At 62.3% G+C, this 14,983-nt stretch carries 16 protein-coding genes; 13 read left to right on the top strand and 3 right to left on the bottom strand.

Annotated features, from left to right (window positions below; all coding sequences use genetic code 11):
* The first annotated feature begins 3 nt into the window (after nucleotides 1-3).
* From nuoF to nuoN, 13 genes are all read left to right on the top strand, one after another.
* Nucleotides 4-1,299, top strand: a complete 1,296-nt coding sequence (gene nuoF, locus Q0X85_RS19575; protein ID WP_297774791.1) for an NADH-quinone oxidoreductase subunit NuoF — start codon at nucleotides 4-6, stop codon at nucleotides 1,297-1,299.
* Nucleotides 1,296-1,646: a hypothetical protein gene (locus tag Q0X85_RS19580; protein ID WP_297774792.1), complete on the top strand. Its 351-nt coding sequence runs from the start codon at nucleotides 1,296-1,298 to the stop codon at nucleotides 1,644-1,646. Before nuoF ends, Q0X85_RS19580 begins: the two co-directional genes overlap by 4 nt.
* 127 nt (nucleotides 1,647-1,773) lie before the next feature.
* Nucleotides 1,774-2,175 carry a DUF5333 domain-containing protein gene (locus tag Q0X85_RS19585; RefSeq protein ID WP_297774793.1) on the top strand — a complete coding sequence of 134 codons (402 nt, stop codon included), beginning with the start codon at nucleotides 1,774-1,776 and terminating at the stop codon, nucleotides 2,173-2,175.
* 6 nt (nucleotides 2,176-2,181) lie between these two features.
* Nucleotides 2,182-4,170, top strand: a complete 1,989-nt coding sequence (gene nuoG, locus Q0X85_RS19590; protein WP_297774794.1) for an NADH-quinone oxidoreductase subunit NuoG — start codon at nucleotides 2,182-2,184, stop codon at nucleotides 4,168-4,170.
* Nucleotides 4,171-4,172: 2 nt separating this feature from the next.
* A complete protein-coding gene (locus Q0X85_RS19595; RefSeq protein WP_297774795.1) occupies nucleotides 4,173-4,556 on the top strand; it encodes a hypothetical protein in 384 nt (127 codons plus the stop codon).
* A 7-nt stretch (nucleotides 4,557-4,563) separates the two neighbouring features.
* Nucleotides 4,564-5,601, top strand: coding sequence for an NADH-quinone oxidoreductase subunit NuoH (nuoH, locus tag Q0X85_RS19600; protein ID WP_297774796.1), 1,038 nt, complete (start codon nucleotides 4,564-4,566; stop codon nucleotides 5,599-5,601).
* A 3-nt stretch (nucleotides 5,602-5,604) separates the two neighbouring features.
* Nucleotides 5,605-6,099, top strand: coding sequence for an NADH-quinone oxidoreductase subunit NuoI (gene nuoI, locus Q0X85_RS19605; RefSeq protein ID WP_297774797.1), 495 nt, complete (start codon nucleotides 5,605-5,607; stop codon nucleotides 6,097-6,099).
* Nucleotides 6,096-6,509 (top strand): carboxymuconolactone decarboxylase family protein, encoded by a 414-nt coding sequence (locus Q0X85_RS19610; RefSeq protein WP_297774799.1) that lies wholly within the window; start codon nucleotides 6,096-6,098, stop codon nucleotides 6,507-6,509. The genes nuoI and Q0X85_RS19610 overlap by 4 nt, the downstream gene beginning before the upstream one ends.
* Nucleotides 6,506-7,114: an NADH-quinone oxidoreductase subunit J gene (locus Q0X85_RS19615; protein WP_297774801.1), complete on the top strand. Its 609-nt coding sequence runs from the start codon at nucleotides 6,506-6,508 to the stop codon at nucleotides 7,112-7,114. Before Q0X85_RS19610 ends, Q0X85_RS19615 begins: the two co-directional genes overlap by 4 nt.
* Before the next feature lie 163 nt (nucleotides 7,115-7,277).
* Nucleotides 7,278-7,583: an NADH-quinone oxidoreductase subunit NuoK gene (gene nuoK, locus Q0X85_RS19620; RefSeq protein ID WP_074784785.1), complete on the top strand. Its 306-nt coding sequence runs from the start codon at nucleotides 7,278-7,280 to the stop codon at nucleotides 7,581-7,583.
* Nucleotides 7,584-7,587: 4 nt separating this feature from the next.
* Nucleotides 7,588-9,678: an NADH-quinone oxidoreductase subunit L gene (gene nuoL / locus Q0X85_RS19625; protein WP_297774804.1), complete on the top strand. Its 2,091-nt coding sequence runs from the start codon at nucleotides 7,588-7,590 to the stop codon at nucleotides 9,676-9,678.
* Nucleotides 9,678-11,225, top strand: coding sequence for an NADH-quinone oxidoreductase subunit M (locus Q0X85_RS19630; RefSeq protein ID WP_297774806.1), 1,548 nt, complete (start codon nucleotides 9,678-9,680; stop codon nucleotides 11,223-11,225). The genes nuoL and Q0X85_RS19630 overlap by 1 nt, the downstream gene beginning before the upstream one ends.
* Nucleotides 11,226-11,242: 17 nt before the next feature.
* On the top strand, nucleotides 11,243-12,676 hold the full coding sequence (gene nuoN, locus Q0X85_RS19635; RefSeq protein ID WP_297774808.1) for an NADH-quinone oxidoreductase subunit NuoN: 1,434 nt from the start codon (nucleotides 11,243-11,245) through the stop codon (nucleotides 12,674-12,676).
* 62 nt (nucleotides 12,677-12,738) lie between these two features.
* On the opposite strand, the gene Q0X85_RS19640 is transcribed toward nuoN, so the two are convergent.
* The 3 genes from Q0X85_RS19640 to Q0X85_RS19650 form a co-directional block, all read right to left on the bottom strand.
* Nucleotides 12,739-13,251 carry a glutaredoxin family protein gene (locus Q0X85_RS19640; RefSeq protein WP_297774810.1) on the bottom strand — a complete coding sequence of 171 codons (513 nt, stop codon included), beginning with the start codon at nucleotides 13,249-13,251 and terminating at the stop codon, nucleotides 12,739-12,741.
* Between the two features lie 2 nt (nucleotides 13,252-13,253).
* The gene (locus Q0X85_RS19645; protein ID WP_297774812.1) at nucleotides 13,254-14,018 is read right to left on the bottom strand and encodes a DsbA family protein; all 765 of its coding nucleotides are present in this window, start codon (nucleotides 14,016-14,018) and stop codon (nucleotides 13,254-13,256) included.
* Nucleotides 14,015-14,983 (bottom strand): M48 family metalloprotease (locus tag Q0X85_RS19650; protein WP_297774814.1); only part of this gene is annotated, 969 nt, incomplete at its 5' end. The genes Q0X85_RS19645 and Q0X85_RS19650, both read right to left, overlap by 4 nt.

A 14,983-nucleotide genomic window follows, 5' to 3' on the forward strand; every position in this document is an offset into this window, starting at 1 on the left:
GGGATGCTGAAAGACCAAGACCGTATCTTTACCAATCTTTACGGGATGCATGACCGCAGCCTCAAGGGCGCACAGGCGCGTGGCCATTGGGATGGCACGGCGACGATCCTGCAAAACGGTCGCGCCTGGATCGTCGATCAGATGAAGGCGAGCGGGCTGCGAGGGCGCGGCGGCGCAGGCTTTCCCACCGGGCTCAAGTGGTCGTTCATGCCCAAGGAAAGCGACGGGCGACCGGCCTATCTGGTGGTCAATGCGGATGAGTCGGAGCCCGGCACCTGCAAGGACCGCGAGATCATGCGCCATGATCCGCACACGCTGATCGAGGGCTGCCTGATCGCCAGTTTCGCGATGAACGCGCATGCCTGCTATATCTACATTCGCGGCGAATATATCCGCGAGAAAGAGGCGCTTCAGGCCGCCATCGACGAGGCCTATGAGGCCGGGCTGGTGGGCCGCAATGCCTGCAAGTCGGGCTGGGATTTTGACATCTACCTCGTGCATGGCGCGGGCGCTTATATCTGCGGCGAGGAAACCGCGCTGCTGGAGTCGCTCGAAGGCAAGAAGGGCATGCCCCGGATGAAGCCGCCGTTTCCGGCGGGGGCGGGGCTTTATGGCTGCCCCACGACGGTGAACAACGTCGAATCCATCGCGGTGGTGCCGACGATCCTGCGGCGCGGGCCGGACTGGTTTTCGAGTTTTGGCCGGGCCAACAACGCGGGCACCAAGATCTTCGCGGTCTCGGGCCATGTGAACACTCCCTGCGTGGTCGAAGAAACCATGTCGATCTCCTTTGAAGAGCTGATCGAGCGGCATTGCGGCGGCATTCGCGGCGGTTGGACCAATCTCAAGGCGGTCATTCCCGGCGGCTCTTCGGTGCCTTGCGTGCGCGGCGAGAACATCAAGGACGCGATCATGGATTTCGACGCGCTCAAGGAGGTGGGGTCGAGCCTCGGCACCGCCGCCGTGATCGTGATGGACAAGGACACCGACATCATCAAGGCAATCTGGCGTCTGTCGAAATTCTACAAGCACGAAAGCTGCGGGCAATGCACGCCGTGCCGCGAGGGCACCGGCTGGATGATGCGGGTGATGGACCGGCTGGTGCGCGGCGAGGCCGAGGTCGAGGAGATCGACATGCTGTTCGACGTGACCAAGCAGGTCGAGGGCCATACGATCTGCGCGCTTGGCGATGCGGCGGCCTGGCCGATTCAGGGCCTCATTCGCAACTTCCGCGACGAGATCGAGGACCGGATCAAGGCCAAGCGTACTGGCCGGGTCAGTGCGGTTGCAGCTGAATGAGATTGCGGCGGGCATATATGTGCGCGGGCTGTGTCGTGCTGATGATCGGCGTTCTGGCTGGCTGTGCAAAGCGTGAAGAACGGGTGTATTTCAATGGCAACTACTACCCCGGCAAGTCGCGCGCCGAGAAAGAGGATCGGCAGAACTTTACGGCATCCGTGAGCCGTGCCTCCAGCGGTCTGGAGGGCGCGCAGCTTGCCGCCGTGCATGAGGCGACGCGCTATTGCCTTGCGAATTACGGCACATCCGAGATCACATGGAGCGGCGTAGCTTCGGGCCAAGAGGGTCCGGTTTATGCGCGCTCCGGGGATAGTCTGTCTGTGAGCGGACGCTGCGAAATATGGTGAAACCACGCGTCATATCAGGGGCTTGTCTTGCGTGTTATTGCATGACAAAGGTCCGAATGACCATCTCTGACAGAGGTGAGGCGCAGCGTCTTGCGCGCCTCGACTGCCTTTGGAAAGGAGATCTGAGATGCGTGTGATGGTGGGGGCTATTGTGGTCCTGACGCTTGGCAGCGGCGCGGTGCAGGCAAAGCCCGGATTGTCGGCTGAGGACGATATAAATGGCGGGCTGCTGGCCGTTGGTATCGCGGATGAGATCCGCAAGAAGTGCGACAGCATTGACGGGCGTGTTTTCAAAGCCCTGTTTTACATGAACGGGCTCCGCAAGCTGGCGCGCGAGCGCGGTTACAGCAATGCCGAGATCAACGCCTATGTCGATGACAAGGAAGAAAAACGGAAGATGCGCCGCAAGGGCGAAGCCTATATGGCCGCCAAGGGCGTTGATCCTGAAAAACCCGAAACATTCTGCGATCTGGGGCGGGCGGAGATCGCCGCGGGCACTCAGATCGGGAAGTTCTTGATAGAAGAGTAGACGGATATGGCTGAGCTACGCAAGATCATCATCGACGATCAGGAGATCGAGGTCGAGGGCGCGATGACCCTTATTCAGGCCTGCGAAGAGGCCGGCGTCGAGATTCCGCGTTTCTGCTACCACGAGCGTCTGTCTATCGCGGGCAACTGCCGGATGTGTCTGGTCGAGGTCGTGGGCGGCCCGCCGAAGCCGGCAGCCTCCTGCGCCATGCAGGTCAAGGATCTGCGGCCCGGGCCCGAGGGGCAACCGCCGGTGGTCAAGACCAATTCGCCGATGGTCAAGAAGGCGCGCGAGGGGGTGATGGAGTTTCTGCTGATCAATCACCCGCTCGATTGCCCGATCTGCGATCAGGGCGGTGAATGCGACCTGCAGGATCAGGCGATGGCCTATGGCGTGGATTTCAGCCGCTACCGCGAGCCCAAGCGCGCGACCGAAGATCTCGATCTCGGCCCGCTGGTCGAGACGCATATGACGCGCTGCATTTCCTGCACCCGCTGCGTGCGCTTCACCACCGAGGTGGCGGGAGTGCATGTGATGGGGCAGACCGGGCGCGGCGAGGATGCCGAGATCACCACCTACCTGGGCGAGATCATTGATAGCAACCTGCAGGGCAACATCATTGACCTGTGCCCGGTGGGCGCGCTGGTGTCGAAACCCTATGCCTTTACGGCCCGCCCGTGGGAATTGACCAAGACCGAGACGATCGACGTGATGGATGCGCTTGGAAGCAGCATTCGTGTTGATTGCAAGGGTCGTGAAGTGATGCGCATCCTGCCGCGCAACCACGACGGCACCAACGAGGAATGGATTTCCGACAAGACGCGCTTTGTCTGGGACGGGCTGCGTCGTCAGCGTCTGGACCGCCCCTATATCCGCGAGAACGGCAAGCTGCGCGCGGCCACCTGGCCCGAGGCTCTGGGCAAGGCCGCCGAGGCGATCAAGGGCGCGAAAAAGCTGAGCGGTCTGGTCGGCGATCTGGCCCCGGTCGAGGCCGCGTATGCGCTGAAAGGTCTGATCGAAGGGCAGGGCGGGTCTGTCGAGTGCCGCACCGACAAGGCGCGGCTACCCGCGGACAACCGCAGTGCCTATGTTGGCAATGTCGCCGTTGAAGAGCTTGATACGGCAAAGAATTTCATCCTGATCGGTACAGATCCGAGTGTCGAGGCGCCGGTGCTGAACGCACGCATCCGCAAGGCCTGGATCAACGGGGCGGATGTCACCGTGGTCGGCCCCAAGGTGGACCTGACCTACGACTATACCCATGCGGGCACCGACCGGGCCGCGTTGGATGGATTGAAGGTTCCCGAGGATGCCATCGTGATCGTGGGCCAAGGCGCGCTGCAAGAGGCCGATGGCGAGGCGGTGCTGGCCACAGCACAGGCGCTGACCGGTCGGATGCTGGTGCTGCACAGCGCTGCGGCCCGTGTTGGCGCGCTGGACGTCGGGGCCGTGACCGAGGGCGGGCTGGATGCCGCCATCGACGGCGCGGACGTGATCTATAACCTCGGGGCGGACGAGGTCGAGATTGCTGACGGCCCCTTTGTGATCTATCAGGGCAGCCACGGCGACCGGGGCGCGCATCGCGCCGACGTAATCCTGCCGGGCGCCGCCTATACCGAGGAGCAGGGCCTGTTCGTCAACACCGAAGGCCGCCCGCAACTGGCGCTGCGCGCAGGCTTTGCGCCCGGCGAGGCCAAGGAAAACTGGGCGATCCTGCGCGCGCTCTCGGGCGAGATTGGCGCGACACTGCCCTATGACAGCATCGTGCAGCTGCGTCAGGCGCTGGTCAAGGACGTGCAGCATCTCAAGAAAATCGATCAGGTGCCGGAGAACGACTGGCAGCCGCTGCCCGAGGCCAAGCTGGGCAAGGCCGAGTTCCGGCTGGCGGTCAAGGATTTCCACCTGACCAACCCGATTGCGCGGTCGAGCGAACTGATGGCCGAGCTGAGCGCCAATGCCAAGGCCCGCGCCAACCAGCCGATGGCGGCAGAGTGAAAATGGCCGCTGCGATCATAACGCCTCTGGCGCTGGCCCTTACGGGCTGTGCCGAACCGGGCAAGGAACCTGCGTTTAAGCCCGAGTATCAGGGTATCGAGACGCGGCTTCTGGCTGGGGATCTGGTGAATTTCCATGTCGCCATGCGCGGCGCGCGGGATGCCGGGGACGTGGATCGCTACGCCGAATGCGCCGCGGCGCAGTATGCGCTGATCCGGGGCTACGGTTTTGCGCGTCACCTGCGCACAAATGTAAGCGAAGAGGGTGGCATCTGGCAGGGCGATGCGGTTTATACGGTCTCGGCGGCGCTGCCGCGTGGCCTGAAGACGATCGACGCCGAAGTCACGGCCGCGAACTGCGCGGAAAACGGAATACCGATGGTGTGAGGACCTGATGGCTGAATTCTTTACAACCCCGCTCGGGACCCTTGTTATCATCGTGGCGCAATGCCTTGCGGTGGTGGGTTTCGTCATGGTCTCGCTGCTGTTCCTCGTTTACGGTGATCGCAAGGTCTGGGCCGCTGTGCAGATGCGGCGCGGTCCGAACGTGGTCGGTGTCTGGGGCCTGTTGCAGACCATCGCGGACGCGCTCAAATACGTGGTGAAAGAGGTCGTCGTGCCTGCGGGCGCCGACAAGGCGGTGTTCATGCTGGCCCCGATGACGAGCTTCGTGCTCGCCATTCTTGCCTGGGCGGTCATTCCGCTCAACGACGGCTGGGTGCTGTCGGACATCAACGTGGCCGTGCTCTTCGTCTTCGCGATCTCCTCGCTGGAAGTATACGGCGTGATCATGGGGGGCTGGGCGTCGAACTCGAAATACCCGTTCCTCGGATCGCTGCGCTCGGCCGCGCAGATGATCTCTTATGAGGTCAGCATTGGCCTCATCATCATCGGGGTGATCATCTCCACCGGCTCGCTCAATTTCGGCGCCATCGTGGCGGCGCAGGATACGGCCTATGGTTTCTTCGGCTGGTACTGGCTGCCGCACCTGCCGATGGTCTTCCTGTTCTTCATCTCGGCGCTCGCCGAGACCAACCGCCCGCCGTTCGACCTGCCAGAGGCCGAATCGGAACTGGTGGCAGGCTATCAGGTGGAATATTCCTCGACGCCCTTCCTGCTGTTCATGGCCGGAGAGTATATCGCCATCTTCCTGATGTGCGCGCTGACCTCGCTGCTGTTCTTCGGCGGCTGGCTGTCGCCGATTCCCGGGCTGCCCGATGGCGTGGCGTGGATGGTCGGCAAGATGGCGTTCTTCTTCTTCATCTTCGCCATGGTCAAGGCGATCACACCGCGGTACCGCTACGACCAGTTGATGCGCATCGGCTGGAAAGTTTTCCTGCCGCTGTCGCTCGGCTGGGTCGTGATCGTGGCGTTCCTTGCGAAATTCGAAGTGTTCGGCGGGTTCTGGGCCCGTTGGGCGATTGGAGGCTGATCCATGACGCAGATCGATTACGGACGCGCGGCGGGGTATTTCCTGCTGTCGGACTTCTTCAAGGGGTTCAGGCTGGGGCTGAAATACTTTTTCGCGCCCAAGGCGACGCTGAATTATCCGCATGAAAAGGGCCCGCTTTCCCCGCGCTTTCGCGGCGAGCATGCGCTGCGCCGCTATCCCAATGGCGAGGAGCGCTGCATCGCCTGCAAGCTGTGCGAGGCGATCTGCCCGGCGCAGGCGATCACGATTGATGCCGAGCCGCGCGATGACGGCAGCCGGCGGACCACGCGCTATGACATCGACATGACGAAATGCATCTATTGCGGCTTCTGCCAAGAGGCGTGCCCGGTCGATGCCATCGTCGAGGGCCCGAATTTCGAGTTTGCCGCCGAGACCCGTGAAGAGCTGTTTTATGACAAGGCCAAGCTCCTTGAAAACGGCGACCGCTGGGAGGCGGAAATCGCTCATAACCTCGAACTGGATGCACCCTACAGATGACCGATTCAGGCAACCCCTTCGAGATGATGATGCGTCAGGCGCAGGAAATGGCCAAGGCGATGAACCCCGCGCTTGAGAGCTTTTCGCCCAAGGGGTTTGAATCGCTCTGGCCGACGATGCCCAAGGAATTCATGGAAATGAGCTTTGGCAAGGGCATCAACAAGGAGGGGCTGGACGCCAAGACCCGGCTGTTGATCACGCTCGCGGGGTTGACGATGCTGGGCGCGCAGAGCGATACGCAGATCCGAATGACCGTGCGCCACGCGCTTGAGGCGGGCGCGACCAAGGATGAGATTGCCGAGACCATCGCGCAGATGGCGATGTTTGCCGGTATCCCCTCGATGACCCGCGCGATGGAGTTCGCGCGCGAGGTGATGGACGGTGAAGACGAGAAAGGATCAGAGAAATGACGATTGCGGCGATGTCCTTTTACCTCTTTGCCGTCGCCCTGCTGACCGGGGGGCTGTTCACCGTGATCAGCCGCAACCCGGTGCATTCGGTGCTCTGGCTGATCCTGTCGTTCATCAGCGCGGCGGGGCTTTTTGTCCTGCTTGGCGCGGAGTTCGTGGCGATGCTGCTGATCATCGTCTATGTCGGCGCGGTCGCGGTGCTGTTTCTCTTCGTGGTGATGATGCTCGACGTGGATTTCGCCGAGTTGAAGGCGGAGATGGCGAAATACATGCCTTTGGCGCTGCTCATCGGGGTGATCTTGCTGATGCAGTTTGGCCTGGCCTTCGGCAATTGGACAATGGCCGACGGGGCCGAGGCGGCGCGCCGCTCGGTGACGCCTGAGGGGGTCGAGAATACCGCGGCCCTCGGGATGCTGCTTTATGACAAGTACTTCATCCTGTTCCAACTGGCCGGGCTGATCCTGCTTGTGGCGATGATCGGGGCGATTGTCCTGACCCTGCGGCACCGCACCGATGTCAAGCGGCAGGACGTGCTGGCGCAGATGTATCGCGACCCCGCCAAGGCGATGGAGTTGAAGGACGTGAAGCCGGGTCAGGGCCTCTAAGCGGCCCTGACCCGCCCCGGACTTGATCCGGGGCCTCGTCGGTCTGGTTGAACCGGCGACGAGATCCCGGGTCAGGCTCGGGATGACGATGACACCAAGTGTTCCGGCACCGCCCGGAATGACGCGTAAAGACGACAATCGGGCACGGCCCGGAGGGACAGACATGATCGGACTTGAACATTATCTCACGGTGGCGGCGGCGTTGTTCGTGATAGGCATCTTCGGCCTGTTTCTCAACCGCAAGAACGTGATCATCCTGCTGATGTCGATCGAGCTGATGCTCTTGTCGGTCAATATCAACCTTGTCGCCTTCTCGTCGTATCTGGGTGATCTGGTGGGGCAGGTGTTCACGCTCTTCGTGCTGACCGTCGCCGCCGCCGAGGCCGCCATCGGCCTTGCGATCCTCGTCTGTTTCTTCCGCAATCGCGGCACCATCGCCGTCGAAGACATCAACGTGATGAAAGGCTGAAGCCATGGAATCCATCCTCCTCTTCGCGCCTCTCGTCGGGGCGATCATCGCGGGTTTCGGCTGGCGCATCATTGGCGATCAAGGCGCGCAATGGCTGACCACGGGCCTCTTGTTCCTCTCCGCACTGCTGAGCTGGATCCTGTTCCTCGGCCATGACGGGGTGACCGAGCAGATCCATATTCTGGATTGGGTGCAGTCGGGCACGCTCGATACCGCATGGGCGATCCGGATGGACCGGCTGACGGCGATCATGCTGATCGTGATCACCACCGTCTCGGCCCTCGTGCATCTCTATTCCGTCGGCTACATGGCGCATGATGAGAATTTCCGGGATAACGAGAGCTACCGGCCGCGCTTCTTCGCCTATCTGTCGTTCTTCACCTTCTCGATGCTGATGCTGGTGACCTCGGACAACCTGCTGCAAATGTTTTTCGGCTGGGAGGGCGTGGGCGTCGCGTCGTACCTGCTGATCGGGTTCTACTATCGCAAGCCAAGCGCCAATGCCGCCGCGATCAAGGCCTTTGTGGTCAACCGCGTGGGCGATTTCGGCTTCGCGCTCGGCATCATGGCGCTCTATTTTCTCGTCGACTCGATCAAGCTGGACGATGTCTTTGCCGCCGCACCCGAGCTGGCCGAGACGCAGCTCACCTTCCTCTGGACGGAATGGAATGCGGCCAACCTGATTGCTTTCCTGCTGTTCGTAGGCGCGATGGGCAAATCGGCGCAGCTCTTCCTGCACACATGGCTGCCCGACGCGATGGAAGGCCCGACGCCGGTTTCGGCGCTCATTCACGCGGCCACCATGGTGACGGCGGGCGTATTCCTTGTCTGCCGCATGTCACCGCTGATGGAATACGCGCCGGAGGCGATGAACTTCGTCGTGTTCCTTGGGGCCACAACGGCGTTTTTCGCCGCGACCGTGGGTCTTGTGCAGAATGACATCAAGCGGGTGATCGCCTATTCGACCTGCTCACAGCTTGGCTACATGTTTGTGGCCGCCGGTGTCGGCGTCTACTCGGTGGCGATGTTCCATCTCTTCACCCACGCGTTCTTCAAGGCGATGCTGTTTCTCGGGGCCGGGTCGGTCATCCACGGCATGCATCACGAGCAGGACATGCGCAACTATGGCGGTCTGCGCAAGAAGATGCCCTATACGTTCTACGCCATGCTGATCGGCACGCTGGCGATCACGGGTGTGGGCATTCCGCTCACCCATATCGGCTTTGCCGGGTTCCTGTCGAAGGACGCGGTGATCGAGAGCGCATGGGCGGGCACCGAAGGAGGCTACGCCTTCTGGATGCTGGTGATCGCGGCGCTTTTCACATCCTTCTATAGCTGGCGGCTGATGTTCCTCACCTTCTTTGGCGAGGCGCGCGGCGACAAGCACACCCATGAGCACGCGCACGAGAGCCCGATGGTGATGGTCGCGCCGCTTGGTGTGCTGGCGCTTGGCGCGGTCTTCGCGGGCATGATCTGGTACGGCAGCTTTTTCGGCAGCCATGCACAGGTCAACAGTTTCTTCGGCATGCCGGAGCATCACGCCGAGGCGACTGAAACGCCCGAGGTGGTGGCGCATGGCGAAGAGGGCCACGACCACGAAACGATGCACGAGGAGACCGGCACCGCCGCCCATTCCGGCCCGCCGCAGGGCGCGATCTTCATGCATCCCGACAGTACCGTGCTCGATGATGCGCATCATGCACCGACATGGGTCAAAGTCAGCCCATTCATCGCCATGCTGATCGGCCTGATCACGGCGCTTTGGTTCTATGTCTGGGATCCGGCGATGCCGGGGCGCGTGGCCGCGACGAACCGTCCGCTTTACCTGTTCCTGCTGAACAAGTGGTATTTCGACGAGATCTACGATTTCCTCTTCGTCCGGCCCGCCAAGGCGCTCGGCCAGCTGCTGTGGAAGCGCGGCGACGGTGACGTGATCGACGGCTCGCTCAACGGCGTCGCCATGGGGCTTATCCCGCGGCTCACCCGTCTCGCGGGGCGGGCGCAGTCGGGCTACATCTTCACCTATGCCTTTGCCATGGTGATCGGGATCGCGATCCTGGTCACCTGGATGACGATCTTCGGGGGGGCCAACTGATGGACAACCTGCTTTCCATTGTGACCTTCATCCCGGCGGTGGCCGCAGCGATCCTTGCGATCTTTCTGCGCGGCGAGGATGAGGCGGCGCAAAAGAACGCCAAATGGGTGGCGATGATCGCCACGACGCTGACCTTTATCGTGTCGCTGTTCATCCTGTTTGATTTCGACCCGTCGAATACCGGCTTTCAGTTCGTCGAGGAGCGCGAGTGGCTCTTGGGTCTGAAATACAAGATGGGCGTTGACGGGATCAGCGTGCTCTTCGTGATGCTGACCACCTTCATGATGCCGCTGACCATCGCGGCCTCGTGGAACGTGAAGAGCCGCGTCAAGGAATACATGGTCGCGTTCCTGATCCTTGAGACGCTGATGCTGGGCGTCTTCATGGCGCTCGATCTGGTGCTCTTTTACCTGTTCTTCGAGGCGGGGCTTATTCCGATGTTCCTGATCATCGGCATCTGGGGCGGTGCGGCGCGCATTTACGCGTCGTTCAAGTTCTTCCTCTACACCTTCCTCGGCTCGGTGCTGATGCTTGTGGCGATGGTTGCGATGTTCTCGGATGCGGGGACAACCGACATTCCGTCGCTCCTGCGGCATGAGTTTGCCTCGGACAGTTTCTCGCTGTTGGGCATTCACATCGTCGGCGGCATGCAGACGCTGATGTTCCTCGCCTTCTTTGCCAGCTTTGCGGTCAAGATGCCGATGTGGCCGGTGCATACCTGGCTGCCCGATGCGCACGTGCAGGCCCCCACGGCAGGCTCGGTCGTGCTGGCGGCGATCCTGCTGAAGATGGGCGGCTACGGCTTCCTGCGATTTTCGCTGCCGATGTTCCCGGTGGGCTCCGAGGTGCTGACGCCCTTGGTGCTGTGGATGAGCGCCATCGCGATTGTCTACACCTCGCTGGTCGCCCTCGCGCAGGAAGACATGAAAAAGCTGATCGCCTATTCGTCGGTCGCGCACATGGGCTATGTCACGATGGGTATTTTCGCGGCCAATCAGCAGGGGCTCGATGGGGCGATTTTCCAGATGCTCAGCCACGGGTTCATCTCGGGCGCTCTGTTTCTCTGCGTGGGCGTGATCTATGACCGGATGCACACCCGCGAGATCGACGCTTATGGCGGGCTCGTGAACCGGATGCCGGCCTATGCGCTCATCTTCATGTTCTTCACCATGGCAAATGTCGGCCTGCCGGGCACCTCCGGGTTCATCGGGGAATTCCTGACGCTGGTGGGCGTGTTCCAGGTCAACACATGGGTGGCGGCGGTAGCGACCACAGGCGTGATCCTGTCGGCGGCCTATGCGCTCTGGCTCTATCGCCGGGTGGTGTTTGGGGATCTCATCAAGGAGAGCCTGCGCACCATCACCGACATGACCAAACGCGAGCGGGCAATCTTTGCGCCGCTGGTGGTGATGACGCTGCTGCTCGGGGTCTATCCCCGGCTGGTCACCGATATCACCGGCCCCTCGGTTGAGGCGCTGATTTCCAACGTAGAGACGGCACAGGCGGTGGCACAGGCCACCAGCCAGGTCGCCGTCGCGGACCACTGAACCGGAGGCCCTGAGACATGCAGGCTGATCTGAACGTAATCCTGCCGGAAATCGTGATTTCCGTCTATGCCATGGCTGCGCTGCTGTTCACGGCCTACACCGGCAAGGACAAGATGGCGGGTATGCTGGTCTGGCTCACGGCGGCGCTCTTTGCGGTGATGGCGCTCTGGATCGGGGCGTCGGGTGGCGGCACGCGCACCGCCTTTGACGGCATGTTCAACGATGACGGCTTTGCCCGCTTTGCCAAGGTCACGATTCTGCTCTCGGCGGGGGCTGTTCTGGTGCTGGGGCAAGATTACATGGCCCGTCGGAACATCCTGCGGTTCGAGTATCCCCTGCTGGTGGCGCTTGCCACCGTGGGCATGATGGTGATGGTCAGCGCGGGCGACCTGATGGCGCTCTACATGGGGCTGGAGCTGCAATCGCTGGCGCTCTACGTCGTGGCCTCCCTGCGCCGCGACAGTGCCAAATCGACCGAGGCGGGGCTGAAATATTTCGTGCTCGGCGCGTTGTCGTCGGGCCTGCTGCTCTATGGGGCGTCGCTGACCTATGGCTATGCGGGCACGACGCTTTTCTCGGGCATCATTGCCGCGGCAGACGGACAGGCCCCGATTGGTCTGTTGCTGGGGCTGGTGTTCGTGCTGGCCGGTCTCGCGTTCAAGATTTCCGCCGTCCCGTTCCACATGTGGACGCCCGATGTCTATGAGGGCGCACCGACGCCGATCACCGCGTTTTTCGCCACGGCACCCAAGGTCGCGGCGATGGCGCTGGTCGCGCGGGTGGTGCATGACGCCTTTGGCGACGTGGTGGGTGACTGGCAACAGGTGCTTGCGGTGCTGAGCCTGCTGTCGATGTTCCTCGGTGGCATCGCGGCGATCGGGCAGACAGATATCAAGCGGCTGATGGCCTATTCCTCGATCGCGCATATGGGTTATGCGCTGATGGGGCTGGCGGCAGGCACGGTGTTTGGCGTGCAGGCGATGCTCATTTACATGGCGATTTATGTCACGATGAACGTGGGCACCTTCGCCTTCATCCTGTCGATGGAGCGCGACGGTCAGCCGGTCACGGATATCCGCGCGCTCAACATGTATTCCAAGGCGCAGCCGGGGCGGGCGCTTGCGATGCTGATCCTTCTCTTCAGCCTTGCCGGTGTGCCGCCGCTTTTGGGCTTTTTCGGCAAGCTCTACGTGCTGCGCGCGGCCTATGAGGGCGGGCTGGCCTGGCTGGCGGTGGCCGGGGTGATCGCCTCGGTGATCGGGGCATTCTATTACCTGCGCATCGTGTTCTACATGTATTTCGGCGAAGAGGGTGAGGGGCTGGAAACCGGCCGCGCGCCGGTGCAATGGGCCTTTCTGATGGTCTCGGCAGCGGTGATGCTTCTCGGTATCGTCAACATGTTCGGTGTCGAGACAATGGCGCAGGCAGCAGCGGCAACGCTGGTAAACTGACCCGCGTTTTCTTGACGGTCATTGCGATGGGCGTACCCGCGTGGTGCGCCCATTTCGGTTTCTCATGGCGAGAGATAACGCTCCAGCACGATGGCGGGCATGTGGCCCCGCAGCAGCATCTCGGGCAACGCATAAGACGGTGCCATGTCGAGCCCCAACGCGCGCGCCAATGTGGCCTCGGCCTCGATGTCGAGAAGCGTGACACGCACACCCAGCCGTTTGGCCAACTGGCGCAGGTCGGCCTCTGCCTTTGCACATTCCGCGCAATCCTTGCGGGTGAAAAGAGCGATTGCTGCGGGTTGGTTCGCGGGGCCAAAGCCGGGAAGGTCCGGCGCTAAAAGGCGTGGTTCGGCCGCCTCCAGCATGTCCAGATCGCGCGCGGCGTCCTCGGCATAGAGATCGGGGGCAGCGCGCGACGCCGGATCGCGCAGCTGTGAGAGCAACGACGGCGTGTTGACGAGCACGTCACGGATCGTCTCTCCGAGTGCGTCACGCGTTTGGATGGGGTGTTGCTGTGGCCAAGCCGGGACGGCCGCCCCCTGTGCGAGGACGGCCAGCAAGAGAAAGCCGCGCATGGTTATTGCGCACGGATCTCGTTGGCGATCTCTTGCATGGCATCTTGCGGCAGATAGCCGCGCAGCATCTGGTCTCCCATCACGAAGGAGGGTGTGCCGTTGATCTGAAGCCGCTGACCAAGAGCATGATTGGCGGCAATCACCTCGGTCACGGCGTCGCTGTCCATTTCGGAGACGATGCGGTTTGCATCCAGCCCGAGCGTGTCGGCCAAACGGGTAAAGCCGGTCTCGTTCATGCTTCCGTCATAGGACATCAGCGCGTCATGCACGGATTTGTAGGCGTCGTCACCCGCGACCTGACGGGTCGCGATGGCAAAGCGTGACGCGCGCACCGACTCTTCTCCGAGTATGGGAAATTCCTTGATGACGAACTTGATGTTGCCATCAGCCGCCAGCAGACCTTTCACGTCGTCAAATGCGCGGCGACAGTAGCCGCACCGATAATCCATGAATTCCACGAGTGTGATATCGCCTTCGGGATTACCGCCGACCCAGGAGTTGGGATCGTTGAACAAGGCCTCGGCGTTGGTCTTGACCAGGTCGCTGTCGGCATTGGCCTGACCCTGCGCCTGACGGTCCTCAAGCACCGCCACCGCCTCCATGATCACCTCGGGATTCTCCAGCAGGTAGGCGCGGATCTCTTCGCGCAGCAGGGCGCGGTCCGAGGCGCTCAGGCTTTCGAGATCGAGGGCTGGGGCAGGCGGTGCCAGCGAGACACAAAGGCCAAAGGCGGCGGCGGACAGGAACTTGCGGGACATCGGGGTCATTTTCTCCGTTTTTCTTCAGCTTCAGCAGCAAACAGCACATCCTGCGCCCGTTGCCATGCGGCAGAGCCGCGCGGCAAGAGGGCCGATGCGCGCTCTGCATGTATCTTAGCATCTTTGAGCCGGCCGACCATCGCATATCGCTCTGCCGTCAGCGCCGATGCCATTCCGTTGTTGCCCAGTTTGGCATTGGCTTGTGCCAGATCTCGGAGCAGGCGGGGGTCCCGCCCGTCGCGGCTCCGGGCAGTCTCAAGAAATTTGGCGGCCTTGCGCACCTGTCCGTCCGCCAGCAGCGCCCGCCCGTAAGAGCCAAGGATGAGCGCGTTGCGCGGTGCGAGATTGGCGGCGCGCGCGTAGGCCGCGACAGCGGCCTTGGTCTGGCGGCTTTCCATCAGGATCTGGCCGCGCAGCTCGTGCAGGTAGGCATCCTTGGGGCGCAGTGCGACCGCGCCGTCGATGGCCGAGAGCGCCCGGCGCAGATCGGCTTGCCGGTGATGCGCGATGGCCTGCCGCATCAAGGTCACATCCTTGTAGCCGTACTCGCCCGCCCGGGTCAGCGTCCATTTCGGCGAGCGCTGAAAGGCCGAGAGCTTGCTTTTGGCGCGGGCAAACCAATAGGACGATTCCGGGTCCGGCTTGACAGACTTGGATTGCGACGCCGCCAGTTGCTGAACGCGGCGATACCGATCCCGCGACAACGGGTGTGTGCGGGCATAGGCATCCTGACGACTGACCGAAAGCGCCTCTTGTCCGCGAAAGAGATCCATCACCTGCACGGCGCCCCGCATATCGACCCCGGCGGCATTGAGAAACCGCATGCCGCTGGCATCGGCGGCGTTCTCCTCGGCGCGTGTATGCGCGAAGAAACTGCGCATTGCCGCACCCTGAAGCCCTGCCGCCGCACCGGCGGCGAATTCACCGCTGCCGGTCGCCGCGCCCGCGGCTGCGGCAAGCGCGGCGCCGAGGGC

Source organism: uncultured Roseovarius sp. (assembly GCF_947259555.1).
Classification (GTDB): Bacteria; Pseudomonadota; Alphaproteobacteria; order Rhodobacterales; family Rhodobacteraceae; genus Roseovarius.